The organism is Streptomyces sp. NPDC047049 (assembly GCF_040643995.1).
GTDB classification, from domain to species: domain Bacteria; phylum Actinomycetota; class Actinomycetes; order Streptomycetales; family Streptomycetaceae; genus Streptomyces; species Streptomyces mooreae.
The window spans coordinates 22,677-48,336 of sequence record NZ_JBEYVM010000023.1 but is presented as its reverse complement, the minus strand read 5'-3'; the positions used below and the strand labels follow the sequence as shown (position 1 = coordinate 48,336).

The following is a 25,660-nucleotide window of genomic DNA, read 5'->3' as shown; positions in this document are numbered from 1 at the left end:
GTCTATCTTTTGCCAGCCCAGCCATGCCCGTTTGGCGTGGAATGGGCGTTCTATCTTTCCTCACCAGTCGGTTTTCGCCACCAGCGCTGACGGATTTCAGCCAGCCATCGGTGAGCGCGACAGCTCGGCTTCCCTGCCCGCGGGACGCGGAGCGCGGTCGGCGGCCCGGCCTGCGGGACAGGACACGTTCGTGTCCGCTGTCCACAGGCAGTCCGGTGGACCGTTTCGCATGACCTTTTTTGCACCACGTGTCACATCAGCCTCTTCAACGGTCCCTTCTCTGTATGTGACCCGCACGTATGCCACCGAGCCCCTGTCTGCCTCATCTCCTCGGAGCCTGTCCGCTTTGGCTGATGAGGTCGCTCCTCACGCCGCGTTCGGACGCGCGGCTGAGGGGGGGCAGCTGTGAGCAGGGCGACGACGGCCGTGCGGCCGGCGGGGCCGGTGCCGGTGTGGGAGGCAGCGAGCTGGCTGACGCATACGGAGAAGATGCGCGGACGGCTGCGGGGAGCGGTGCATGAGCTGATGGGGCAGCCGGGTCTGGTGGGTGCGCCGGATCCGATGCGGATGACGACCGTGGTGCTGGCGGCAAAAACGTCGGCCGCAGATCTCGCGGTCGAGATGACGTCCCGGGAGCTGGGCCGTTGGGTGGGGGTGTCGGCGTCGACGATCGGGCACGATGTGCGCCCGCACCTTGACCGGGAGCACATCACCAAGTCCGAGAACCGGGTGCGGCCGGGCACGCGGGTGATCACCGGCATTCGCTGGCAGCTGCTGCCGCTGCTCGATGCCCGCCTCCACCAGCCGGCCACCCACCCGTTGCGGTTGCAGAAGGTGGAGTTCGCTGTGCTGTGGGGCCTGGTGGAGGCTGTGTGCGCACCGGGCTGGTCGCACCGCAACGGTACGCAGACGCCCCCCGGACTGCTGGGCACGCGCACCGGCCCGGGAGCTGCGACCGATCGTCTGGCGCTGCTTTTGCTGGTGCTGGAGGCACGTGCGACGGGTGTGGTGCGGCTGTGCGGCGGTGCGGTGGATGAGCACGGGCGCATGGCGGCGACGATCGCGCGGCTGCTGCGGTGCTCGCCGGCTGAGGGTGCTCGGGTCCTGGCCCGGCTGGTGGCCGCGGGCGTGGTGGAGGCTCGGGTGACACCGAATGGCCGGGAGCAGTTGGTGATCCCCGCAGTGGAGGCCGCCTACCGGGAGATGCGCCGACTCCGGCGGGCTGAAGGCCGTCCTGGAGGGCTGGTTCCGGGGCCGCGAAGGGGTGTGGCAACTGCAGGGGGGGATCAGATCCCGGCGCAGAGAGCGAAGCCGCAGGTCAGCAGGGGTAAATCGGCCTCGGGAACAGGTTCGGCTTCTGCAGGACTGCACGCTTACCACACACCTATGGCTGCTCTGAGGGATGAGGGTGCGGGTGGTAGTGGCTTTTCCGGCTACGGCCGTGAGGGGTCCGGTGATCTGCCGGGACGCGCATGCGCACGCGAGGACCAGGCCGCCGACACCGACGCTGCCGCTGCCCCGGCGCCGTCGACCGGTGGCCCGGACGGCCCGCTGCGCGGGGAAATGCCGAAAACTTCCCCCACCATCCCAATGCAGTCAGAGGGCCAGGAGCTGGCCGAGGGCGGCGCCGGCGCCGGCTCTGGGCTGGACGCCGCCTCCGATGTGCTCGCCGGCGTGGGCGGGCGTCACAGCGGCGGGCTACGGGGGAGGGTGCCACGGCCCGCTCGTGATCTTGAGGCAGTGGTCGCTCCCGTGCAGCTGCTGTGGGACCGGCTGAAGCGGGACAGCACCCGTCGCCTGGTCGAGAAGGCCATCCGCGGCGAACTGACGGCCATTGCCAGCGTGGTCGGGCGTGACCAGGCCGAGAGCATCCTCGTCAGCCGGCTGACGCGCCGCCTGCTTCTCCAGCCAGGGGAGGCGGACGCAATCACCGACCCGGTGGGCTGGCTCCTGGGCCGGGGCCTGCCCCGGCGCAGCGACTGCAACGACGCGGGGTGCGACGAAGGCGTGCGAATGCTCTCCGGCGCCGCCTGCGCGCACTGCGAGGACCAGGTCCGCTCCCTCCGCGGCCGCCGCCGACACGTCGCCGCCCAGGTCCAGGCCCAGCTGCCCGACGCCACCCCCGACCAGCAACGTGCGGCGTTCGAGGACCAGCTGCGCGCCGTGGTGGACGCCGATGCCGCGCGGCTCGAGGAGCGTCGCCGCGAGCGAGCGGCCAAGGATGCAGCGGTGGCGGCGAAGGCTGCCGCGGCCCGCGCCCGGCAGGAGGCGGACGAAGTCGCGCGGCGGGCGATGCCGTGCGCGCAGTGCGGCGAACCCGAAACGGGTGGCCTGTGCGGAACGTGCTGGGGCTGGGAGGAGACCGAAAAGCTCCTCACCGACGCCAAAACGCTCGTAGCCGCGGGCTGCGGCGAACCCGACGACCCCGAACTGACCCAGTCGCTGGCCGACATGGCCGAGCACCAGGCCCACGCCCGCATCCAGGACGCCTGCGACAAGGCCGAGGCCGCAGGCGCCAGCGCGACCATGATCGCGCTGGCCGCGAAGATGAAGGCCCAGGACATCGTCGACGAATACCGCGCCATCGCGCTGCGCACGCTCGGCAGCGAGTTCCAGGTCGAAGCCGAAGCCCGCAACGCCCACGCTGCGCAGATGCGCCGCCGCCATCTCCACCCCTCCGTCGAGGATGCCGAACAGGCCGCCACGAAGGCTGCGGAGGAGGCCCGCCGCCGCACCGCCGAGCACCTCCTGACCCAGCGCAGCAACGCCTGGCGCGCCGCCCACACCCCAGCGCCGGCGGAACCAGCCTCCGGTGACCAGCCCACGGTCTACGAGGCCGGCGCCGCCCAGGCCCGAGCCGCCGTCACACCTGCGCAGCGCCCGCAGGGGGCCTGGACCTGCACTGACTGCGGCCTGACCCTCATCGGCCGGCCACCCGCTGGCTGCCGTTGTGCCGCCTGCGAGGGCCAGGCCGCGGGCCTGAGCCGGGCAGATCGCTTCGCCCTGCTGGCAGGAGCCGTTTCGTGACGCCCGAGACCGCTGACAGGAGACACCGGCCTCGGTGCTGGGCCACACTGTCAGCACGTGATGGGAGGTGAAGGGAATGAGTGTTGCCAGCTTTACGCACCACGGGCCCTGGACCGTCGACGCAGTCCTGGCCCTGCCCGAAGACCGCACGACCCGCTACGAACTGCTGGGGGAGTCGCTCGTGATGTCCCCCGCCCCCGGCCTGCGCCACCAGCGGGCCAGCTTCCGCCTCCACGTCGCACTCGACGCGGCCGCCCGAGCCGCCGACGCACCGGTCGAAGTCCTGGAAGCCATCAACGTGATCTTGCCGTCCGGCCTGGTGGTGCCGGACATCGTCGTCGCCGACGCAGGCGCGACCGCACAGGACGCCGTCAGCATCGACGCCGACGCCGTGCAAATGGTCATCGAGCTGGTCTCGCCCGGCAACAAGACCATGGACCGCAAGCTCAAGCCACTGCTCTACGCGGAGGCCGCAGTCCCGCACTACTGGCGCCTGGAATTCGACCCGGCCCCGCGCCTGATCTGCAGCGAGCTGGACCGCGGACGGTACGTCGAAACGGCGACCGCACTCCCTGGCACGGTCACCAGCCTCACCGAGCCCTTCGCGTTCGAGATCGACCCGGCCGGGCTCGCCCAGCCGGGGGGCTGAGACGCATCCGGCTGCTGACAGCCAGGGGCGTTGCGTCTGGGCGGTCGAGGCGCGGGACCTTTCCCCCTCCTGCGGCTCGTACAGCATCCGGTCGCCCACCCCGAGGGAGGGTCAGGGAACCTGCGGTCGGCAGACCTTGCACGCCCTGTAGTACCGGCCCCCCTGAGGACCGGTACGCCCCTCTGCCCACCGTTCCAATCCGTCCCAGTCCAACGGTTCATGATCCATCTCGATAAAGCGCCTGTCGCGGTGCGTGTACTGCTTGAGCAGCGCGCGGAAGCGCTCTTCGTTCGATCGGTCGTAGACGCCGGCGTACCGTGCGACGTCTGCGACGTGATGGCAGTCGGCAGCGTGGGCGAGGCGGCCGGTCACGATGTAGGGATAGTTCTCGTGGTTGCGTGCCTTCGCTGCCCGGTCGCGCTTCGCGGTGTCGTAGCGGATGAACTCTGCTTCGGTCTGCTTGCAGTCGTCGCAGTCGCCGAAGCAGCGGGCCACGGCTTGGGCTTCCTCGTTGTCGTGCTGACCATCGCAGTGCTTGGTCATATCGCGTGTGACCTGGCCCAGTACGTCTCGGGCGGCAGAGGACGTGATGGTGCCGTCTTCGATTCCGTCCAGGAGCTCGAAGACGACCGGTACCTCAATCATGAGGCCCCAGCCGTCACTCCAGCGTCTCTCTTTGCCGAAGTGCTGCCCCCAGGTGATGCGTACGTTTTCAAAGCGTTGGGAGCCGATCTGGAAGCCGTAGGCGGTGCTGAACACGGGAATGTCCTCTGTCGTGAGCTCGGGTGAGGTACTCGGTCGAACCATGCTCCCGGGGCGACCGAACTGCGGCCCCGGGGTTCCAGACTTGACGCCGCCCAGCAGCGCACCGCGCAACACCTTGCCAGTCCGCGGGCCTTGAAGCGTGCGGCGGTGCGGCCAAGCCGCCGGTGGTCTCCAGCAGCCGGTCTCCGCCGCTGTCACAGCCCGGCTCCGGCCGAACCACGAGGCCGAAACGTGCCGCACGGCGGGCCGCGGGAGGCCACCCTGGGCCCGTAAGGGTGACGCCGCCCAGCTCGGCGCCACCGGCTCCGGCCGGGCCGGCCGGTTCAGCCCCTCTGGCCAGGACCATGAGCCCGCCGACCAGGCGGGGGAGACGAGGACCGCATGACCATCGAGCACCGGGGCGCCGCCGGCCCGTACACCCTGTACGACCACCTGCCCGGCCTGCACGCCCGAGACCGGTCTGCCGCTGCTGCACCCGTACGCCACCGTCGTCGTCGGCCGCTACGTCACACCCGGCGGAGGGCGGCTCACCGTACGGACGACCGGCGCGCACTTCCTGATCACGCTGGACCACCTCGGGTGCCCCGCGCAGCTCACCGAGGCGAAGACCGCCGCCTACCGGCGGCTGGGCCTGGCCGCCGAGGGGCACTGCCTGCACGCCGGGTGCCGCCATCGCGTCTCCGATGCCGGGGCAGTGCTGCGGTCCTTCCATCTGCGGTCCGGCAGCATCGACCTCACGGCCTTCGTGCGGGCGGTGCTCGCCGTCGAGCTCGGCGACGAGCGTCCCACCGACCGGCTCCTCAAGGACGCGGAAGCGTTGGCCGGCGCCGTACGCCCGGCGAGCGCGCAGGGCAAAGAAGACCAGGAGGAGGCCAGTTAGACCTGTTAGCCCGACCGGGGCGGAGTGCGCCGGCAAGGACGGCGCCTGCGGCCTGCCCGTACTGCACCCGCACCCCATGCCCCGCCTGCCACGACGGGCCGTGGTGCGCCTGCCGGCGCCGCCGCTGCAACCCCGAAAGGGCCGCCTCCTGCTCCTCGTGTGCACCGTGGTGAGACCGCGGTGCACACGCCGGTGAGCGGGCCCCCTCCCGCCGCCCGGGACCGGTTTCCCCTCCCCACGCCGGTTGCATAGAGTAAGCAGATGTGACTGACGCGCCTGACCCCGGACAGACCAGCAACGACCTCACCGACCTCATCCCGGCCGTCATAGCCGACGACGAGGCCGACCCCGAACTCGTCGCGATCGGCGAGAGGTACTGGGCGTTTGCCGGGTTCGCGCCGGACTACAACACCCCCATCTGGTGCGAGAAGACCACCAGCATCGACACCGGCGGCTGGGGGAGCCCCCTCCATGCAGTCGCCGCAGCCGGCGTCCGCGCTGTCGTCCCCGGGCACAAGTGCCCTCAGTGCGAAGGGCCCCTGAGCCTCACCTCCCGCACCGCCTTCCAGCAACTGTGCAACGGGGAGGTGCCAGCTTGTGTGGACTGCAACCCATCCGTGCTGGGCGCCGTCCAGTCCGTCCTGGACCCCAAGCGCAAGGCCAAGCGAGAAGCGGCGAAGGCCAAGGCCGCAGAACAGGAAGCCCACGCAGCCGCCCGGACCCTATGGACCGAGGCACAACGCAGCATCCTCAAAGAGGCGTACACCCTCGCCTACGAAGCCACGGTGCCCACCGCGCCGGTCAAGGAGATGACCGCTGCGCTGGCGCTGCTGCGCTACGCGCCGTCCACCACCCCGATCAGCGACGTCGGGTCATGGTTTGCCCCCCTGCACCCCACGAGGCGCGAAGCCTTCTCGTTGCTCGGCGCGCTGGTGCGCAGCGGGCTCCTGAGCATCCATCCCTCCAGCCCCGCAAGCGCGTTCGTCTGGGAGCCCGCCTCGTTCGAGGATGCTCTGCGCGCCGCCGACGGCGATCTGGACGAAGTCGGCACTCCGGCGCTGACGTCCCAGTTCTATCCCAGCGCGGCCAGCTTCTACGCCCCCTTCGCCACCAGCCCGGGCACAGGAGCCGAGCACCTCGACAAAGAACTCGTCGCCGCGCTGGACCCCGCGCGCCTGACCGCCGGGCAGCAAGACGACCTCCTCGCCCTGACCGAAGAACTCGTGGCGGAGGAGAGCCTGCGCTACTTCCTCCACCGCCTGGAGGAACTCAAGCTGCCCGAGGTCACCGACAACCACCAGGCACGGCTCCGGGACGCCGCGTACAAGGCGGCCCGCCACCGGCCGCTCGGCGAGATCTACAACCTCGTGTGGCGCGCAACCAGGGCAGCCGCCGAGGCTGCGCAGAAGAACCCCCGCGCGCCGCGCGTCCAAATGAGCACCCACGCGGTCAACCAGCTGGAGACCCACGCGCAGCGTGCGGCCACCGACCCGCAGTGGCAGATCAAGCCGTTCGGGGAGATCAACAACCTCGAACTGACCGCGATGACCCGGGTCCTGTTCTATACCGTGCTGGACCAGCACCCGATGGAGACCAGCGTGCCGGATATCCGGCACGCCCTGCCGCCCGCGGCCGTCAAGCCTCAGCCCCGGGCGGTGGACGAAGACGGCGAGGTCGATGGCCTTGCCGCACTGATCGAGTGGATCAACGACGAGCGCGACACCTGGAACCCGGCCGACGTTCCCCTCATGCTCGACTTGATGACCCGGTCCACGCCGGGCGTCGAAGCGGACGTCGAGCAGCGGGTCATCCGCCAGGCAGCCCTCCGCCTGAAGCGCCTCTACGGGCGGCTGGCGCCGACCGTGGGCGAACAACAAGCGGTTCTGGCCGTCTTGGCCGCCACCGACCTGCTCATTCACCCGCTCACCGTCGACGGAGCAAGCAGCAGCTCGGGCACCTACATCCTCAACGTGCTCAGCGGCCAGCTGATCTATCCGGAAAAGGAAGAAGAGGGCTGATTCGCTATTGCCGGCTGGCGCGTCGTGCGGTCGCGGCAGCCCTGTTTCTGATCTGACACCACAGCACCAGCAAGACCAGCGACCTCCTGGCCGCCCGCGAAGAAGGCTGCCAGTCGGGCGAGCGCTTCGCCCGGCTGGCAGGAACCGCGGCGTGACCGCGCCGCTCCACCGGGGGAGAGACCTCGGCAGTCCCCTGTCTGCCATCTCGGAACGGTTTCCTGACGGCGACATTCGGCCAAATCCTCAATTCCCAGGCAAGAAGCACTCAACGGCATAAAATGGCCCGCCTGTGGGTGAGAGGTCCAGGGCAAAGGGGCCCTGCTGTTCGTCTGTGGGGGCGATGCCGTGGCCATGCGATTACACCGCTCCAACGCCTCCCGGCTCCTGCGCAGCAAGGCGTACGACATCTGCTCGTACTGCTCGTGCCCGGTGGAGTGGTTCGACCGCTACGACGACCGGCGCATCCCGCTGATGCCCAAGGAATTCCCTCTCGCGCTCATCCCGCCGAAGTACCGGTGGTACGTCGATGGTGGTGTCGCCTACACGGGCACGCTGCGCGGATATATGTACTGCCGCCTCGCCCACACGACCATCTGCCCCGCCCTCAACCACGACGACCTCGACGATGAGCTGCAGCCCCTCGTGACGCGGCTGGGCGTGCGGATGCAGAAGAACATCGAAGCCGGCCAGTTCACCCCCCGGTCGCCCGAGTCACGCGACGCTGCGGAGATCGAGGAACCGGAACCCGCCAACGCCGCCCCCGCCGGCGAAGAACGCCACACCCTGCGCTACAACACCAACCTGCGTCTGGCCCCAGGACGGATCGAAGACCTCCAATGCATCGCCACCACCCAGCGTGGCCAGCGCTGCAGCAACTCGGTGTACGCGGCGGACGAGGGGTTCTGGGAGCACATGGAGATCCCCCACGCCCCCGGCCGCCAGGGCGAGCTCATCCTCAACGCCACCGGGGGAATGATGTGGGTGTGGACGCTGGCTCCACTCGACTTCGGTGCCGCGACACGCTGGTTCAAGCAGCACTGCGACGTCCATGCCGAGTCCCCGGCCCCGGAATACAGCCCCCGGGAGTGGGTGGACTTCCACCCCATCAAACACGGTTCCTTCATCGTGGGCGACAAGCCCCAGGGCTATCCGGAGAAGGAATCGCTCCAGGTCCCCATTCACATGGGGCCCAAGACCACCCGCTGTGAGACAGCCAGCTGCCACAACTCCACGGTGATGACCGTGCCCGAGGGCTGGCTGTGCTGGCAGTGCGCGAAGCGGACGAAACGCCGCACAGCCGTTCACTCCCGGTGGCAGGGCGCCCGCTCAGATCCGCCCGCACCGGAGGCTCCCTGAACACCGCGCACGGCCGAACAGCGAACCCACCCGCCACCTACGCCTGGAGCCTGAGTGACTGACCGCGACCTCACGCAGATGTCCGCCGCCGACCTGCACGCGCACGCCTGCGAACACGCCGCAGCCGGCAACTACGAGGCCGCCACCGCCTTCGCCGCACTCGCGCACACCGCGTACACGGCCCAGATGCTCTCCGCCTCCCAGCCCCCGGCCATCTACCCCGGCGACCACGAACCCCAACGGGTCGCCTGGTGCGGGAAATGCCGAGCCCCCCAATCACGCAGCCTCCGCGGCCGCCGTTGCCCCGACTGCAGTGTCGACACCCTCCGCGCACGGCGATGCCGGCACTGCGACGTCTACCTCGAAGAACGCCACCACGAGCAGACCGGCACGACCCGCTGGGTCGACGCCCACAACAACATCGGCTGCCCCAACGCCCCCGACCCAGCCCTGCCGGCACCCGAACCCGAGGCAGAGGACGACATCTACCCGGAGGAGCTCTGGCGCGAGTTCCTTTCGGTATGGGCGAGCGGACGCCACGGCAAGCCCGTGACCGCGCAACAACTGGTGGAAGACGGCACGCTCGTGAGCATCCTGCCGCGCACCCGATACGGAGAGGTCCACCCAGTCCATCTCGACCGATGGCTCGCCGCCCGCGCCGGCCGAAACGAACACGGCGTCATCATCCGCCACGTCATCCAGCAAAGCGGCGATGGCTCACGACTGTGGGAGGCATCCACCACCACGTCTCCTACCTCCTGATTCGCGGCCGACGTGCCAACAGGAGCCGGGCCAGGACCTCTACGTTGCGGCGTCCCGTGGCTTCGCTCGCCGGGCTTCGACCTGAGCGCGGCACCTGGGACACAACGGATTTCCTCCAACGCCGTATCGCTGGACCAGGTCCTGACACGACGCACACGGACCCACCTGCTCGACCAGGCACCCCAGTCGGGCAGCGACAAATGCGCGGTCGGCCCGCGGGCGGGACGGCCGGCGTGCATCCAGCAGGGTGCCGCGCAGAGGCGGGGGAGGCGTCAAGCGGGGCGAGGCCGAGCCTGGGGCGCTCGCTTGCTGAGGGATAACCGGCGCATTACGGGAGCCTGCTGTCGGCGGCGCCTGAAGCGGCGCCCGGCGTGACCGAGGTGCCCGCGGTTCGGGGAGGGTGATACCGGCCGGCACGATCGCGCCGGTATCACGGGGGAGGCTGCCACGGAGTTCCTTGTCGTCCAGCCGCTGCTGGTATGAGCACTCGCGGGGCAGAGGCCGATTCTCCGGCCGGGCGGGAGCGTGATCATCCACGGTGCCCGGCTCGGGACCGGCAGCCACATCATCGCTGGTGGCGTCGAGGTACCGGTCGCGGTCCTGCGTGGCGACCCACATGTGCGATGCCCGGTTACGGCGGCCCGCCTGCGCGGGCAGATAGAGAGAGACGTACTCGCCGGCGGCAGCTACCGCGACGAGACGGTCGAGCTGCATACCCAGGGTGGGCGCCCAGGTACCGTGCCACTGATTGCAGCGCCCATACCCACGGTCCGGACAGGGCAGAGGATTCCTGCTGTCGCACTTCTTGAGCTTCAGCTCCTTGACGCCACCGCGGACCAGAAGAGGATTGCCGCCGGAGAATGCCTCCAGCGGAAGCCGGTCGATGCGCGCCCAGGGCGTCCGTTCAATGAGCGGCGCCCCTGTGTCGTCGGTGGTCCACAACGGGCTGATCCCGTCGGAACGGGCAATGTCGCTGCGCTTGGCCACGGCCGGCGCCGTGGCCCAGGACAGCTGAATCTCGCACCCGAGTTGCAGCCCCTGCTCGCCGTGGACGAGAACATCGGTGCGCCGCCGCCCGTCGGGCGCGCGCGCTTCGAGTTCCGCGGAGTATCCCGCGCTTTCGGCGGCCTGGGCGATGCGGTCTTTGAGAGCCCGGTGCCGAGGGCTCTCTGGTGCTGTGGGGTGTCGTCGGCCCGTGCTGTAGTGGACAGCGACGGGCCGGCCCTTCCACAGCCGCAGAAACATCCATTGTGGGCAGCCCGGATCCTGCTCTCGGCATTCCAGACACTCCAGGTCGCCTTTGACGGTCTTGCCGTAGAGCGACTCCCACAGGAGCCGGTCTTCCCGGACATCGAGATCCAGCTCGGAGAGGTTGATCGCCCCGAGCACCTTGTGGAACACACCGTGCGCCATACGAGTTACGCTACGGCGAGCCACTGACAATTGACACAGTGTGATGCCCTCCGTATGCCCTGGGCGTGCAAACGCCCGGGGAGGCCAGCAGCGCATTTCTGTGCCGCGCGGCAGTGGCCCCGGGACACAAGGTGTGCTCATCCCACGAGCTGCACGCTGGGATCAGATGCCTTCGGCAGCCGGTGGCGGACCGAGACGATCCCATGGTGTGGCCTGCCCATCGGAGGAGCCTGGATCGCTACGACGGGGCAGGTGTGGGTTCAAGCCGGGAGCCGCTGGCAGGCCGTACGTCGGAGGGTTCTTGGGGTGGTCGTTGATCCAGGACAGCCCGCCGAGGTCGAGCCGTTGGCGTGCCCGGGTCACGGCGACGTATGACAGGCGCGCTTCGGGGATGTTGAGGTCCCCGGGGACCGGCTTTCCGTGTGCGTCGAACGTGTCGCTCGGGGCGGGCTCGAAGTCGCGGGCGATCTGGACTGTCGGCCACTCCCGGCCCTTGGCCTTGTGGGCCGTGGACACCGCCACGTCCGCCTGGGCCTCATCGTCGAGACGGCTGACGGCGTCGAGGATGACGTCGGCGCCGTACTCATCAATGACGTCTACGAGCGGGGCCAGATCGTGGCCGGCCGGGTCGTAGGTGACGTACTCCTGCAGATCGGCCCAGTTCTTGAACAACACCAGTTCCGGGTGACTGGTACGGCGCCCCTCTTTGAGGTCGCTGGCTGCCTTGGCCAGGGCGGCCAGCGCACCACCGCCGCCCACGAACGCCACGCGACGCTTCGCCTCCAGCAGGTGGAGAATCGCTTCGATGGCGCCCCCGTTGGTGCGGCACAAGATCGCGTCTGGGTCCTTGAGCGGCCCGATGTCGGTGACGAGCTCAGGGGAGCCCTGCAGCCGGATCGGCGCATCCACGATGGTCAGCCAGCGATTCGCTTCGTGAGCGAGGCAGGGGCCGAAGCGGAACGACTGCGACAGTGACAGCTGATGTCCTTCGAAGCCGGTCATGACATCTCGCGCCCCGCGCCAGCCGTAGATCGCCTGTGCCGAGTCCCCGACCATCACCAACTGGGCGTGGTCGCGTTGCGCTGTGAAGACTTCCTCCACGACCGGGTTGGTGTCCTGGGCCTCGTCCAGGAGCAGGAAGTCGGCACGGATCACAGGTTTCTGCAGAGCCCAGAGCTTCAAGTAGTGATCATGTGTGAAGCGGACGACGCCCTCATTGGGGTTCTGGAGGTCCTCCCAGGCGCGCCGCGCAAACGGCAGTGCCAGATCAACCAGCTGCCCGTGCAGCAGGGCGTCATCTAACCCGCGCAGCCCGGGGACGTGGCGGCGCCCGAGCTCGGCGTCGGCGGAGTAGCAGAACCGCTTGACGGTTTCGAACACCACGTAGGACAGCGCCCGGTTGGTGACGCGCCGCTCACCAAGGCGCACCACCATCGTGGGGGCGATGCCCAGGGCTTGACCCATCACCCAGCCCGGCTGGCGAGGCGAGTCCAGCCGGTCCTGGTAGCGCCTGCCCACGGCCTCATGCGCGAGGGAATGCGCGGTCCGGCACGCCACGTTGTCCGGAAACTTGGCCGCGGCGTCCATGGCCACGGGCTTGTTGAACGCGATGTACCGGCCGCGCTTGCGCACACTGCGAGCCAGCATGGTCAGCGTGGTCGTCTTCCCCGTCCCCGCCCCGGCCTGCAAGACCAGATGCTCCCCGCCGGCGAATACCTCAACAGCGCGGTCCTGCTCAGCCGTGGGTTTCGGCCCTGGAGCCCGACGAACAACCGGCGCCCGTCCCACGCTGACCGGTTCCGGTGCCTCATGGTTACGCTCGGGGCCTTCCAGCTCTTGCAGCCACTCCTGCGCGACGTTCACTGCCCGCTGGAGGAGTGCCTCGTCGGCTCCGGCCCGCGTGGGCACGCCGAGTTTGGCATTCAGGCGCTGATTGACCCCGCCGAAGGTCAGCCCTGTAACGCGGGTGAGCGTGGACACCAGCTGCCGCAGCTCGCCCTGGAGCAAACGCGGTGCCGCGGCACGCGGCACCGCGCGGTCCGTCGACGGTGCGCCGCAGGACCGCTCGCTATGGGCGGACTGCCCAGAGGTGGGTACGGTTCCCGGATCTGGTCGCTTTGCCAGCGGTCCGCGTGCAGAAGGACCGGCCGCGGGCGCGGCCTGGATCCCCGTGTGACAGGCGGTGGACGCATTCTCTGCGGGCGCAGACCTGCGCGGTGCAGGTGCTCCGACGGCAGGGCGGCGCCGAGTGTGTTCGGCCAGGGCGCTCCGCCAGTCGTATGCGCTGTCGTGCGACAGTCTGCTGCGCAGCCACGCGATGGCAGCGTGCCGGTCGACGCCCGCCGAGCGGGGGATGAGCCGTGCGGCGCGCGCGCCAATGGCGGTCGTGGTGCGATCGTGTCGTGCAGCGATGACGTCGACACCGAGTCCCTCACGGATCTCTGCGATGAGGTCGGCGCACTCGTCCTCGGTCCAGGCCCGACCCTGCCGCTGGGGACGAGCGTCGTCCGCCATAGTCTCCTGCTCTCCCACCTGTGCCGGTCTCCCGTCCTCACCGGCGAGCGGGTCATCTCGCCTGCCTATGCCTTCACCTTCGCTCACCTGCGGTCTGTACGCAGGCATTCAGTGGATATTGAGCAGGGAGCGCCGGTCGCTGAAGGTGGGGGTGTGGCCCGTGCCCCAGCCCGCGTCGCCAGCAGGCACGGCAAGCGCTATCTGATGCGGAGGGCGGGTGAAAGCGTCAGCCGACGGTAGGCGTGAGAGATGGCACGAAATGGCGGCGCGCGTGGAAGCATGACCCGCATGAACGAAGTAGAGACGGAATCCCCTTTAGCTGCACCACCGTTGACGCACCCAGACGACATCGTCCCGGCCAACGACCCACGTCTGTCGCTGCTTCCCGATGAGCTGGAGACGGTCAAGGAGATCGTTCAGAGGCATCTGCCGGGCGTTGTAGCCGTGATCTGCCAAGACATGGCGTGGAGGTTGGCGGATCTCGCGCCGATTCCAGTGGAGGGGGCTGCGCGTGCTGCGTGGGTGCGAGAGCTCGACGCGGAGCGGCGTTCTGCGTGGATCAACCTAACTGCCGAGCGGAAACTGTACGTGGACCTGTCCACGGCGTACGGAGCAGGCAAGTGGAAGACGCTGCTGCTCCTCCTCACCCGGACGCCATGGGAGGCACCAGCCTCGGGGTACCTTCCCAAGGCTGACTACGACAAGTTGCAAGCGATCCGGAACGCATACCAGGATCGAATGGACGCCACGGTGCGAGAGTTCGTGCTCCTACTTGAGGCACACCAGGAGCCAGCGACCCGCGCGTAGTCAGCGTCCGCACGCCCCGGGTTGGCAGGGGAGCCAGCCCATTGCCAGGTGCATCACGCGGAGCCGCCGGCCCATGCTGCGATCCGCTCCGCGTGCGGCCGTTTGCGGGGCGACCGGTACCCTTCGGACCGGCGGCATGGGACGCCGGGCGGCGCCCCACACACCGGGCAGGCAACCTCGCGGATCACGACCTGGCGGTCCACACGGGCAAGAACGGGGACGGCTGCGATCGGCGACGGTTCCGCTGGCTCCTCCGGAAGGCCCGGGGTGAAGTCACGCGGCCGGCCGGTGAGCATGAGCAAGCCCGTGCGGGCCTCACCGGACGCCAGGCAGGTCTCCGAGTGGGCGATGCGCACTGCGTGGGCTGCCGCAGGCGTCAATGCAGCCACCCCCTCTTCATCAACGCTCCAGCGCAAAGTCCCAGGAACGACCGCCCCGGGCAACTCGGCAGCATTGAGTACGACCCAGCCCCGGCCCGCAAGCGGGTACTGCTGGACGAGAACTTGGCAGTCGGGGCACCGAGCAGCCCGTCCACGCTCCGGCGGCCAGTGAGCGGCGCGCGGGGCCGGCTGTTCGTCGGGAGCCTCCGGCTGCGCCTCGGATAACGCAAGCTGACGGCCGAGACGGGTCCTTGAGCTGGAGGCGGCCGGTGGCGGGGGAGGGGGCTTGTGCCATTGCTGGGCGATGTCGCGGCCCCGCTCGCGCCGGGCCCGCTCGGCGAGCGCGCTTCGCCAGTCGACGTCCGTTCCGCGCCGGAGGCAGTCTCGGAGCCACGGCAGCGCGTGCTGGCGGTCGACGGCTTGTGAGGGCGGGATGAGCCGAACAGCCTGTTCCTCGATGGCCACTGCTGACCGCTGGTGCCGTGCGGCAATCTCTGCCATGGACAGCCCTTGGCCGATCGCCGCGAGCAGATCGGAGCACTCAGAGTCGCTCCACGGACTTCCCTGCCGTGCCATCGGTGTGCTGTCACGCCGCTGTTCGCTGCCCACCGGCCACCTTCCGTACCAGGTCCCTGGCTCGAAGCTCGCTTGCTTGCTTCTCTTCGATCGGCCCGGCGGCGTCCGCCAGCGCCTGCTACCGACCGAAAAGCGCCCCCAAGGTCATACCAGAGGACTTCCGCAGCTGGGCGGCGATCAGCGGTTCGAAGCCATAGCGGATGGCCTCAGCGGCAGCGGCCCGGACCTCAGCGTCGGTGACCTGCTGGCCCCGCACAGACTCCAGCAGACGCAGCGCCGGGGCGGGTACGGTCATGCGCTGGCCACCGCCCTCGAAGGTGGCGCTTCCGTCGGCATGATGGATGACACGCTCCGGCGCATGCTCCGGAGGTGCCAGGGCCCCGGCGATGGCCGGGACGGATCCGCCGCTCGGCGCGGCGACTCGTTGGACAGCCACCTGCGGGTGAAGCGGCATCCACAGCTGGCGCACCCTGGCCGAACTCGGTCGGCACAGCACCATCCCGAGCGGATCCACGAGATACAGCGGCTCACCCGGCGGCAACGCAACGAAGCCAGCATCGGCGTAGTAGCCGACCAACTCCTCGTTCTCTTTCAGCAGCGTGCCGAGCACGACCCTGTAGCCCTGCTCTCGAGCCTCCCGGGCCGCCCGCTGCAGAAGGTGCCGACCCAGCCGCCGGCCGCGGAATTCCTCGGACACCGCAACCGCTGACGCCTCGACGACACGTTGCGCCAGGCGCCGACGGTGGTCATCGCTGAGCCCCGGGATGGTGCTGATCCAAGACAAAGGCGGGCAGGTCACGACCACACCGGCCACATCACATCTGGTCGCTTCAGCCACCCACGCGCCAAGACCCACGCGTGCTGCGACACCCTGTGGTGACGCCAGAGCGCGGGCCACGCATCGTGCCTCGTCAGGGTCTTCAAACTCCACCAGCTCCAGCAGAGCAGCGAGGGCATCGTGATCGTCTGGCCGGGCCGGGCGGATTGTGAACCCGCCGGCTGCTTGCCGATGCAGGCGTGCGCTGTGGCGTCCCTTGGATGCTCGTCCCACGGGCCGTCAACGACCCGTCGCGGGATCCGATACGCCGGGATGGGCCAAAAGGGGCGCGACCGCCAGAGGGCCGATGCGCGGGTATGTGCCGCGGCCCGACCGACAGTTCGTGCGTGCCGGCGCCCAGTCAGCTGTCACTCTCGTCGGCTGCCTGCGGTTCAGTGGGCGCCGGTGCCGTGTGGAGGTCAAAGGGGCCCCCACGAGCAGACAGGGCCGTTGGATGTGATGTGGACTTCAGGACCTGGCGGCGGTAGGGGATTCCGGACCCGTACTTTCGGGCCTCGATCTGCTGTGGGTTGTTCTGCCACTCCTCGAGGTGCTGCGCGATGGCGTCGAGCAGATCCCGCTCGGCCGGAGAGCCGGCCTGCACCGGCGCCTCTCGCAGGACAGCAATGACGGTGACCGCTGTGGGGAACGCGATGCCCGTGTGCGCTTTGCCTTCGGTGATGCTGGTCTGAAGACGAGTGAGGGTGGTGTCCAGCGGGTCTTTGAGCCAGGGAGCGGAGTCGGCGAAGCCAGGGTGTTCTGTCAGCCAGACAAGAAGCACCGCACACTCGAAGGCGTTGAGGTCGACGGCGCTGCCGGCGAACAGGTGGTGGAAGATCCGCATCAGGAGATCACGCCGACGGGGCGTATGGCGCCGCTCGTAGAGGCAGTGATGGCACAGCCAGTCCATCGCCGCGTAGGTCCGGGCGTCCTTGGGAGTGCGGAACCTGCCGATGAGGTCTCCGGCCTTGACCGGGTCGCTGCACAACCCGCAGGCAATATCGGCGTGTGCCGGCTTGAGCATGCGGGGGACGGGGAGTTGGGCGATACCTTCGGGCCGTTTCACCCGTGGCTTAGGGGCCGGCGGGGCGTATGAGTCCGGGGCGTTCAGCCACCGCCGCAGGACTCGCAAGGCTTCGCCCAGGTCAGCCTCGTCTGCGGCTGCCCAGTCCTTGATGCCGACGGTCTTGGCGAGCCGCTTTCGGACCTTATCGGGCGAGGCAGCCAGCAAGAGGGCGACGGCGCTGATGCCTGTGTCGGTCCACGAGCGCCGCTCCGCACCGCGCATAGCGTGGATCTCGTCGAGCGACGGGAAGTCGTGGCCGGCCATGTCCAGGGTGACTTCTTCGAAGGTCATGCCGTCTGCTTTCGCCAAGATGGGTGGTCGCTCCAACATGGCGGTGCCTGCATGGTGCCCCGGTGCCTGGTCACCGGTTCGGTGCAGCAGGATCGCTCGGGCGAGGGAAGCAAGCATTGCGCCGGTGACGCCTGCCGCCGTCAAACGAACAGTGGGCCCCCTTGGCGGGATAGCACCGTCGGACGCCGGGTCTGGGCAAGCATCGCGCGGCGCCATTCCCGCCGGTTCGTGAAGCGGTTCGGGTCCAGGCGCGGGGAGCTGCTGCGCCATTCGGCCAGGTGCTGGGCCACCGCCTTGAGGACCACGGTCTGCGTGTCGGTGGCACCCGGTTCGGCGCCTTGGTGCACGACGCGGACCACGGCGTGCGTGGGGCGGTGGGGCAGGTGAATCGAGGTTGCCTGGGTGTCGATGCCGTGCTGGAGCGCATCGAGCGCTTCCCGCAGCGGCTTTTGCTGCGCCGCCTTGTTCGGCGGGACGTCGAGGAGCCAGCTCAGCAGAACCTCCGCCTCGGCGGTGTTCAGCCACACCCCATCGTCGGAGAGAGTGTGGTGGAAGATGCGCAGGAGCACGTCCAGGCGGCGGGGCTTGGTCCGCCGGTCGTACAGGCAATGCGCGCACAACCAGCCGGCCGGAACGAACTTGCGCCCGTGCGGAGGATGCGGCCGGCCGATGACTTCGCCCACGGCGATCGGGCTGGTGCACAGGTGGCAGGCTGCTTCCGCGCGGGCATGCCGGACACGCATCGGCTCAGGCAGACTGCCCGGCAGTGTCCTCGCGCCAGCGGCGCGGACATGGGCCCGAAACGACTTGGGATCGGTCACCCACTCCTGGGCCTGGAGGATGGCGTCGCGCAGCTGCTCCGTGTCGGCATCGCCCCGCTGCTCGACGCCCATCACGTAATTGAACTGCATCTGGACAGCCGCGAAAGATGCATCGGTGGCGCCCGCTAGCGGACCTACCCAGCCATTGAGCGTCTGGCGAAGCTCGGCTTCATCAAGCGCGTCGAGCTCGTCCTCGGACAAGAGCAGTCGACGGGGACCGTCTGATCGTGGCACCAGCGAGGGGTCCTCGATCCACCGCTCCACCAGCGTCAGGGCCTCTCCGAGATCGAAGAGGGAGAACCACTCGCGCCCGCGCAGCTGCCGATCCCGGTTAATCAGCGTGTTGATCTCCCTCGCTGACCGCTTGGCCGCGCTGCCCGCCCGGCCGGCCAGGATGTTCAGCTCCTGCCGAGCCCGGCGCTTGGTGAGGAAGACCACTGGGTCACACAGCCAGCAGGGCACGCCCTCGGCGGCGGCCGCCCGCTGCCGACACCAGGAGCACACAAATCCTGGGCACTCCGCGCAGAGCGAGTCCGCTCCCTCCGGAACGTCCACGTACGCCCCGGCAGGCAGAACGGCCCGGAGCTGATCAGCCACCGACCGGCATTCCCGCTTGCACTGCTGGGCTGCCAACGCCATGCCTCTGCGCCGGGCCAGTGCCTTTCGCCGTACGGGCATCTCTGTCGGGTAGGTGTCCGTATCGACCTCAAGGTGCTCGCCCAGCGCTGCACGATAGGCATCCAGCAACGTCTCGTCGGTGCTGCAGTCGACCTTGCGGTTGTCGAAGTCATCAAGGCACTTACATGGCAGCCGTTCTGCGTACCCTCCAAACGTCGCCCCGAAAGAGCCGCACAACGGGCACACGGTCCATCGATAGGGGTGATCGTTCTCCGAGTACATGGCCAGGCCCTCGTCAGGGATCCCGCCCAGGGACAACAGCACCTGCCCCCGCCACCGCTCAGCGACCTCCATCGGGACGTCGGCGCACTCCACTTCATGCCCCTCCCACGGCATGCAGACGTAATCACTGTTCGTGGCGCCGGCGGCGAACGCCGCCCACCCCGCCGGTGGGCATTCCCGTTCGGCCGCGAACCAGATCCGCTGCTGCGGTAGCCAGAACGCCGGCGTACACAAACCGCCCTCTGAGGTCGAAAAGCTTTCTGGCCCATACTCATAGGGCACTTCCAAGTGGTCGAAGAACACCGACCACCGAGCGTGCAGCTCGGTCCGGAAACGCATCGTGATCAGCTCGTACGTCATAAACGCCTCCCGGATGGTGTCCTGCGGTTCTCCTCACGATGGCCGTGGACGCGCTCAGAACCCGACCCGGTCAACCCATTCAGGCCATCAGCCTCGTCCCGTCGGGGTATCGGGGCGTCAGCAGGTGGACGCCCGAGGGGGACTTCCGGCCCGGCGACGTCGAAATGGGCGAACGACCCGCGCTGCGAAGTCTCCTACCCCCCTGCGCACCCGGGCCGCCGCCCTCCTGGAGGAGGACCGACGCCGAGCACATCATCACCACCCCCGCCGCCCGCGGGCTGCGCACCACGCCATCCGGACCGGCAGTCGAACCGCCCCCGACAGCAGAGCCCACACCGGCAGGCCGGCGCTATCCCACGAGGCGGTGCGCAAACTGCGGGAAGCCCCTCTCTGAAGACGTCACACACAGCTGGTGCGAGGGCTGCCGCGCCAACCGCGTGAGTCAGGACTGGCTGCGTCGCAAGGAGATTGCCGAGCGATCTTCAACGAAACCAAGCGTGCTGAACTCCTGCGCCGCCTCTCGGCCGGCGAGGCCCTCGCCGACGCATGCGCTCACGGCGGCTGCCGGTGCCCGGACTGCCGCCTCGCCCACGACGCCCACGTCCGGCCGGCTCGCACCGGAGCTGCTCAGCGACTGCTTCGGTGCGCACCCGGACGCGTCTGGCAGCGGCTGGCCAGCAGGCCGTAGAGAAGGGTGTCGGTCCATTCGCCGGTGTTGACGTTCAGGGTGAACTCGGGGCGCCGGCCTTCGAGATGAAAACCGGCGCGTTCCAGCAGGCGGGCCGAGGCGGTGTTGCGGGCGTCGCATTCGGCGGAGATTCGGTGCAGGCCCCGGTGGAAGAGATGGCCGAGCACGGCGCGGACGGCTTCGGTGGCGTAGCCCCGGCCGTGCAGGGCCGGGGCGAGGGTGTAGCCGAGGTCGGCCTGCCGGCGGTTGTCGTGGAGGTTCACGCCGAGGTCACCGGCCAAGCTCTGGTCGGCTTTGAGTTCGATGGCGTACTGGAACCAGCCGGGCTGCTCGGGGTCCTGTTCGCTGTAGACGCGTGCCTGGTCGGCAGCGGCCTGGGGAGTGAGGGGTGAAGGCCAGGCTTGGTACCGGGCTATGTCCGGCACGTTGCGGTAGGCCGCCATGGGAGCCGCGTCCTGGATGCGGAAGCGGCGCAGGATCAGGCGCGAGGTCTCGATCTCGGTCATCGGCGCAGTGTCACACGGCGTAGCCCCGGGCTGATCATGAATTCCTCTCCCCGCCGGGTGCCGAGGCTGGTCGGCCGGACAGCGGGTAATCGAACAGGTGAGCGTAATCTCGGGGTGTGGCCACTTTCGACGACAGATTCACCTCGGTCCATGCAAGATGATGAGGACGGGCTGAGGACGGGTACCCCGCCCCCGCTGGCGGACGTCACGCTTCCCGATGGGCAGCGCGTGAAGGCCGCGGTGCTCGGGAGGCGGCGGGACCGGTCGGGGGTGTGGTGGTACGACCTGGCCATCGAGCTCCCCGACAGGGTCGACGACCGCCGCCGCGGGCCGTCGCTCGGCTCCCGCACGATCACCTTTTGCGCTCCCTACCCCGTGGCCAGGGCCATCCCAGGGGAGAACTACGCAAGCCTCGATCTCCCGCCGCCCGAGCAGCGCAAACGATGGCGACTGTCTCCACCGCCCTGGGGCGACGGCTGGGCCGACGCCTACCTGCACCGGCCCGACTGCGCCCAGGCCGAGTCGACCGGCGGCTTGGTGAACGACCAGGAAGCGCTCGCCGCGCTCGCCGGACCGGATGTCACCGTGCCGTGTCCGGTGTGCCGGCCCGATACCGTCTTGAAGCGCAGACGCTGACCGGCTCAGTCCGCGGACGGCAGGCCGGGCACTGACCGGTGTGTGACTGCTGCGGCCCCGACGACGGCCTGCTGGGCCGAATGGGTGGGTACGGGCCTTGGCCGGCGCGATATCGTGGAGCGCCTGATGACCGCTGATTTTCATGATCTGGCAGGAGTGCCCCGCGTGGCCGAGGACCCCATCGCGCAGAGCGAGATCTCCGCGCTCACCCGCCGTTTCGAGCAGGGGCAGGAGACGACCGACCGCGAGTTCGGGATCGTCAAATCCGATCTCACCGCGGTGCGGCTCCAGGTCGGCAACCTCGATCAGAAGGTGAGCAATCTGGACGAGAAGGTGGACCAGCTTACTGAAGGCTTCACCGCGCTCAACGCCCGCTTCGACGCCCTCGAGGCGAAGTCGGACCGCAATCAGGCGCAGATCGTGGAGCTGCTGACCGCGTTGGTCGGCAAGAACCCGAACGAGAGCTGATCCCTGCGGACACAAAGCTGCCCGGACCTGAATACAGGTCCGGGCAGCTTTTTGCTGTCGGTCAGAGGGCGCTCGCTGGCCGCGCCGGAGTCGTTGGTGCGGGGGAGGGGAGGGCCTGGAGTGCGGCGAAGTGCCGGCGTGCGACGGAGCCGGGGCCCAGGAGCAGACCATCGGGCGTGAAGTGCGGCTGGCCCAGGTGCCGTTCGAGGGCGGGCAGGTAGTTCCACCGCACACCGGGGTGGGCGGAGTGGGCGTAGTGGTGGAGGTCGCCGTAGGGGAGCCAGGTGGCCGCGGCGAGGAGGGCCAGGGCGCGGTTGCGGGGGTAGAGGCGCAGGCAGCGGCCAGCTTCCACCCAGGCCGGGGAGCCGGTGCGGTGTTCGGCGTCGAACCAGGTGTGTTCCGCCAGCAGGGACATCCAGGCGAGCTGCGGATACAGCAGCAGGCGCGGGACGAGCAGGCCCCAGACCAGGCCGGCCCAGCCCCCGGCCAGGTAGGCGGCGCCGATCACCGCGGCGACAGCGGCGGTCCGGCCCGCCCGGGCGGGGGAGCGGAGCACGTTCACGGCCAGGCCGGAGGCGGTGGCGCGCAGCCCGGCGGGGGTGAGCGGGTGGACGAGCGCGAGGGCCAGGCGCCCGCGTCCGGCGCCGGGCTGGAGGCCGGCCTGGTGGAGCTCGGCGAGGTTGGGGTCGACGCCGGCCTCGGTGGCGTGGGGGTGGTGGTCGCGCACGTGGCGCCGACGGCGCAGCACCACCGCGCCCAGGCCGAGCGGCAGGTGGGCGAAGACTTCGGCGAGCAGCAGGTTGGCGCGGGCGGTGCGGGCGAGCACGCCGTGGACGGCGAAGTGGCTGATCTCCTGCAAATGCCTGCACCCACTGGCCACGCCGACCGCGGCCGCCGCGGCGGCCCAGGGGCCGTGGCCGGCGAGCATCCACCAGCCGGTGATCTGCACCCACTGGCCCGCCAACAGCACCAGGGGGGTGGCGTTGTTGGCGCGGGCGCGTTGCAGGGCTATCAGGCGGGCGGCGTCGGCGGTGCGGGGCCGGCGACGGGCGAAGTGCAGCCGGTCGATCTGACGCAGGCCGATGCCGGCGGCGATGACAGCGAGGCAGAGCAGCATGAACGATCCCCCAGTGAGCGGCGGGAAGAACCCCGATCGTCACCCAAAGTACATCTAGCCCACTAGCTTCGAGGAATCGAGTCGAACCGAGCGACCTCGCAGGGGTCAGCACCGCGACGTGAGCCACGTCCGGGCGGGCGGCGCCGGCAGGAACGGCTGCCGGCCGGTGATTAACACTCCGCTCGAAAGGTGCCGCATCCTGGACGAAGCCCCGGAAATACTCAGAAACATCGGGCGCCGCCCACGCGGCTCCGGAATCGGCACGGGGCAGAACCTGCTCGCCGATCCGGAGGCCGACGTGATGCTCGACCTGATCCGCTCCCTGCTCGACCTGCCGGCCAACGCCGCGCACGGCGGTGACACCGTGGCGCTCCTGGCTCCACTGGCCCGCGCCCTCTACCACTGCGCCCGCCTCGGGCAGCTGTTGCGCCGTACGGGCCCGCGCCGGACCCGCCGGGTGGTAGAACCGCTCATGACGTTCATAACGCCGGGTGTGGCGGCCGCCGGCATCAAGGCCACCGGCAGCGTGACCAGCGCCCTGATCGGCCGGTACCGGCCCACGGGCGTGCCCCGGTTGGGCAGCAAGGAGGAGCGGCGCGAGGCATACGTCCGGCTGCTGGACTCCTCAGCCCGCGCGTTCGGCTACGGCTACCAGATGGCCCACCTGTCGCGCGAAGCCGGCCGGGCGGCGGACAAGCTGCTCCTAGGGCAGCTGCCCCGGGTCTGGGAGATCACCAGCGACCTCATCGGCGCGCTGAACGGGGTGCAGCTGTGCGGCAGCCTGCCCGTCATCGCCGCGGCGGAGGCCCTCGTCACCGCCATCAGCGACCTGGAGCTGAACGAGAGCGCCGCCCGCTTCCAGCAGCAGTCCGCCGCGGTGGTCGCCGCGCGAGAAGCGTTCCTGGACGCCTGCCGGGAGGACCTCGCCTACACCACCCGCTGGTGGCAGATCCGACGACGCCTCGGGGAACGACGTTTCCTGCGCAGGCAGCAGACCGGCCGGTGACAGGGCCTTGACCGAACCGACCGTCAGCCGGCCTACTCCCGGGAGCGGCGCGCGGCCTCGACGCTCTGCTCCAGGGCGTCGAGAAGGTCGACGGCCGGCTGCGGCGCCGGCAGCTCGGGGACCTCGCTTCCCACCGTCTTGGCGGCCACCAGCTGCTCCAGCGCGTGACCGTACTCGTCCTCCAGCTGCCGCATCTCGATCCCGGTGAGCGCGGACAAGAGCTGCTCGGCGAGCTGCATTTCCCGGTCGGTGACGGGCACCGACGGAGCCAGGTCTCCCGGCTCGCGCACTTCGTCGGCCCACAGCAGGGTTTGCAATACGAGCACTCCGCGTCTGGGCCGGAGCACCGCCAGTCTTTCGCGCTGGCGGAGGGCGATTTTGCAGATGCCCACGTAGCCGGTGCGCGCGAGGGCCTCGGTCAGCAGGACGTACGGGCGGTCCGCGGCCGGGCCGTCGGGCGCCGCGTAGTAGGCGCGGCCGTAGCTGATCGGGTCGATGTCAGCGCCCGGGACGAAGCCGAGCACCTCCGCTGTGTGCTTGGTGGGCAGGGGGAGGCGCTCAAGGTCTTCGTCGGTGATCGGCACAAGGCCGCCGTCCGGCAGCTCCACCGCCCGCCCGACGTCCCCATAACTGATCTCCTCCTGCGGGCCTTCCACCTCGCAGACGCGCTTGTGGCGAATCCGGCCGCCGCACCCGGAGTGCATCTCCCTGAAACGGCCGCGGTGCTCCTCCGTCGCGGCCACCAACCGGATGGGCACCGCCACAAGACCGAAGGACACGGCGCCGCGCCACACGGTCCGCATCGGCATCGGCGGCGGTTTGGCTTCCATGCCCCCAGCCTCCGGCGGCCGGCAGCAGGCCGCACCATGGACTACTCCACGAAGCAGCTGGCAGGCCAGGCCGTTGACCGGCATCGCCCGGCTCGTTCCTGCGGCACCGGAATGATCCCCGATACGCATTTCCCGAAAGCCGGACGAGCTACCAGGGCAGGCTGCCATGCTACGCAGCATGGCCCACCGACTCATCGACGTCCTCCGCGAAATCCATAAAGGATTTCCCGCGAATGCATTAGACACATGGCCTCAACTTCCCTGCCCGACATGCAAGCAGCGCGGCATGACTCCCATCAGATCTTCCCTCCACAGCGAGGAATCCAACAGCAGCGCCTCACTGGTGGACCAAGGGAAATGGCACCCCGGTGGAGTGCGCGGCGAATTTCACTGCCGCCTGAAATGCCGAAACCAGTCCTGTGACCTCGTGTGGGTCATCGGGGAGATGGAGCAGCACCCGGATTTCGATGACCGTGGCGACTACGAGTCCTACTACGAGCACCTGCATCCAAAGTTCTTCATGCCCGCGCTGCCGCTGGTTGAGACCTCAAGCGCATGCCCCAAGGCAGTCCAGGATTGCATCAAAGCGGCGTCAAAGGTGCTCTGGGTCGACCCCAACTCGGCTGCCAACCGTCTCCGGACCGCCGTAGAGGCCCTGATGGACGAACAGGGGATCCCGCGGAAAAACCTCTTCAGCCTTGCAAAAAGGATCAAGGTATTCGAGACAGCTAAGCCGTCCTATGCAGAGGCTGCCGGTCTGCTGTTGGCGGTCAAGTGGATCGGCAATGTCGGAAGTCATGAGTCTCGATTGCAGATCCCTGATGTCCTGGACGGCGTGGAGATCCTGGACTTCACACTCGAACTGGTCTATGACGACACGCGCGATGAGTTGAAGAAGAAGGCGGCCGAGATCACTGCCCGAAAGGGAATACCCAAGGGGCTCGGAACCATCGTCACCTGAACCGTCATGTTTACTCCGTCAGCGTGCCGTGCGGGAGGGCTACCCT

20 protein-coding genes and 1 pseudogene are annotated in these 25,660 nt (G+C 69.1%); 11 read left to right on the top strand and 10 right to left on the bottom strand.

The features are described from left to right. The first annotated feature begins 567 nt into the window (after nt 1-567). Both ABZ851_RS32900 and ABZ851_RS32895 read left to right on the top strand, forming a co-directional pair. Nucleotides 568-3,027: a hypothetical protein gene (locus ABZ851_RS32900; RefSeq protein ID WP_361135502.1), complete on the top strand. Its 2,460-nt coding sequence runs from the start codon at nt 568-570 to the stop codon at nt 3,025-3,027. Nucleotides 3,028-3,103: 76 nt separating this feature from the next. Continuing rightward, a complete protein-coding gene (locus ABZ851_RS32895; RefSeq protein WP_361135499.1) occupies nt 3,104-3,676 on the top strand; it encodes a Uma2 family endonuclease in 573 nt (190 codons plus the stop codon). A 111-nt stretch (nt 3,677-3,787) separates the two neighbouring features. On the opposite strand, the gene ABZ851_RS32890 is transcribed toward ABZ851_RS32895, so the two are convergent. Then, nucleotides 3,788-4,435, bottom strand: a complete 648-nt coding sequence (locus ABZ851_RS32890) for a hypothetical protein (protein WP_361135496.1) — start codon at nt 4,433-4,435, stop codon at nt 3,788-3,790. Between the two features lie 387 nt (nt 4,436-4,822). On the opposite strand from ABZ851_RS32890, the pseudogene ABZ851_RS32885 reads away from it, so the two are divergent. From ABZ851_RS32885 to ABZ851_RS32870, 4 genes and pseudogenes are all read left to right on the top strand, one after another. Continuing rightward, a pseudogene (locus ABZ851_RS32885) lies at nt 4,823-5,321 on the top strand (DUF6420 family protein). A gap of 263 nt (nt 5,322-5,584) precedes the next feature. After that, nucleotides 5,585-7,339: a hypothetical protein gene (locus ABZ851_RS32880; RefSeq protein WP_361135493.1), complete on the top strand. Its 1,755-nt coding sequence runs from the start codon at nt 5,585-5,587 to the stop codon at nt 7,337-7,339. A gap of 351 nt (nt 7,340-7,690) precedes the next feature. Further along, nucleotides 7,691-8,695 (top strand): DUF6083 domain-containing protein, encoded by a 1,005-nt coding sequence (locus ABZ851_RS32875; RefSeq protein ID WP_361135702.1) that lies wholly within the window; start codon nt 7,691-7,693, stop codon nt 8,693-8,695. 54 nt (nt 8,696-8,749) lie between these two features. Next, on the top strand, nt 8,750-9,457 hold the full coding sequence (locus ABZ851_RS32870; RefSeq protein WP_361135491.1) for a hypothetical protein: 708 nt from the start codon (nt 8,750-8,752) through the stop codon (nt 9,455-9,457). A 39-nt stretch (nt 9,458-9,496) separates the two neighbouring features. On the opposite strand, the gene ABZ851_RS32865 is transcribed toward ABZ851_RS32870, so the two are convergent. Further along, nucleotides 9,497-10,870, bottom strand: a complete 1,374-nt coding sequence (locus ABZ851_RS32865; protein ID WP_361135488.1) for a hypothetical protein — start codon at nt 10,868-10,870, stop codon at nt 9,497-9,499. Between the two features lie 162 nt (nt 10,871-11,032). Continuing rightward, entirely contained in the window at nt 11,033-13,384 is a 2,352-nt protein-coding gene (locus ABZ851_RS32860) for a UvrD-helicase domain-containing protein (protein WP_361135485.1), read from the bottom strand. A 288-nt stretch (nt 13,385-13,672) separates the two neighbouring features. Here ABZ851_RS32860 and ABZ851_RS32855 point away from each other — a divergent pair, with 288 nt between their 5' ends. Beyond that, entirely contained in the window at nt 13,673-14,191 is a 519-nt protein-coding gene (locus ABZ851_RS32855; protein WP_361135482.1) for a hypothetical protein, read from the top strand. A gap of 53 nt (nt 14,192-14,244) precedes the next feature. Here ABZ851_RS32855 and ABZ851_RS32850 read toward each other — a convergent pair whose 3' ends face one another. The 5 genes from ABZ851_RS32850 to ABZ851_RS32830 form a co-directional block, all read right to left on the bottom strand. Further along, nucleotides 14,245-15,072 carry a DUF6083 domain-containing protein gene (locus ABZ851_RS32850; RefSeq protein ID WP_361135699.1) on the bottom strand — a complete coding sequence of 276 codons (828 nt, stop codon included), beginning with the start codon at nt 15,070-15,072 and terminating at the stop codon, nt 14,245-14,247. Nucleotides 15,073-15,265: 193 nt separating this feature from the next. Next, complete coding sequence (locus tag ABZ851_RS32845) at nt 15,266-15,985, bottom strand: GNAT family N-acetyltransferase (protein WP_361135479.1); 720 nt, start codon at nt 15,983-15,985, stop codon at nt 15,266-15,268. 340 nt (nt 15,986-16,325) lie between these two features. Continuing rightward, on the bottom strand, nt 16,326-17,339 hold the full coding sequence (locus ABZ851_RS32840) for a hypothetical protein (protein WP_361135476.1): 1,014 nt from the start codon (nt 17,337-17,339) through the stop codon (nt 16,326-16,328). A gap of 122 nt (nt 17,340-17,461) precedes the next feature. Continuing rightward, nucleotides 17,462-19,402, bottom strand: a complete 1,941-nt coding sequence (locus ABZ851_RS32835; protein WP_361135473.1) for a hypothetical protein — start codon at nt 19,400-19,402, stop codon at nt 17,462-17,464. A gap of 627 nt (nt 19,403-20,029) precedes the next feature. Beyond that, nucleotides 20,030-20,596, bottom strand: coding sequence for a GNAT family protein (locus tag ABZ851_RS32830; RefSeq protein WP_361135470.1), 567 nt, complete (start codon nt 20,594-20,596; stop codon nt 20,030-20,032). A 150-nt stretch (nt 20,597-20,746) separates the two neighbouring features. On the opposite strand from ABZ851_RS32830, the gene ABZ851_RS32825 reads away from it, so the two are divergent. Both ABZ851_RS32825 and ABZ851_RS32820 read left to right on the top strand, forming a co-directional pair. After that, nucleotides 20,747-21,232 (top strand): DUF6233 domain-containing protein, encoded by a 486-nt coding sequence (locus tag ABZ851_RS32825; RefSeq protein WP_361135467.1) that lies wholly within the window; start codon nt 20,747-20,749, stop codon nt 21,230-21,232. Between the two features lie 126 nt (nt 21,233-21,358). Then, nucleotides 21,359-21,700, top strand: coding sequence for a hypothetical protein (locus ABZ851_RS32820; RefSeq protein WP_361135464.1), 342 nt, complete (start codon nt 21,359-21,361; stop codon nt 21,698-21,700). Nucleotides 21,701-21,761: 61 nt separating this feature from the next. Here the strand turns inward: ABZ851_RS32820 and ABZ851_RS32815 are convergent, their stop codons facing one another. Continuing rightward, a complete protein-coding gene (locus ABZ851_RS32815) occupies nt 21,762-22,817 on the bottom strand; it encodes a fatty acid desaturase (RefSeq protein WP_361135461.1) in 1,056 nt (351 codons plus the stop codon). A 166-nt stretch (nt 22,818-22,983) separates the two neighbouring features. On the opposite strand from ABZ851_RS32815, the gene ABZ851_RS32810 reads away from it, so the two are divergent. Then, nucleotides 22,984-23,823 carry a hypothetical protein gene (locus ABZ851_RS32810; RefSeq protein ID WP_361135458.1) on the top strand — a complete coding sequence of 280 codons (840 nt, stop codon included), beginning with the start codon at nt 22,984-22,986 and terminating at the stop codon, nt 23,821-23,823. Between the two features lie 32 nt (nt 23,824-23,855). Here the strand turns inward: ABZ851_RS32810 and ABZ851_RS32805 are convergent, their stop codons facing one another. Beyond that, nucleotides 23,856-24,653 carry a Ku protein gene (locus ABZ851_RS32805; RefSeq protein ID WP_361135456.1) on the bottom strand — a complete coding sequence of 266 codons (798 nt, stop codon included), beginning with the start codon at nt 24,651-24,653 and terminating at the stop codon, nt 23,856-23,858. Between the two features lie 286 nt (nt 24,654-24,939). Here ABZ851_RS32805 and ABZ851_RS32800 point away from each other — a divergent pair, with 286 nt between their 5' ends. Continuing rightward, the gene (locus ABZ851_RS32800) at nt 24,940-25,614 is read left to right on the top strand and encodes a DUF4145 domain-containing protein (RefSeq protein WP_361135454.1); all 675 of its coding nucleotides are present in this window, start codon (nt 24,940-24,942) and stop codon (nt 25,612-25,614) included. Nucleotides 25,615-25,660 lie beyond the last annotated feature (46 nt).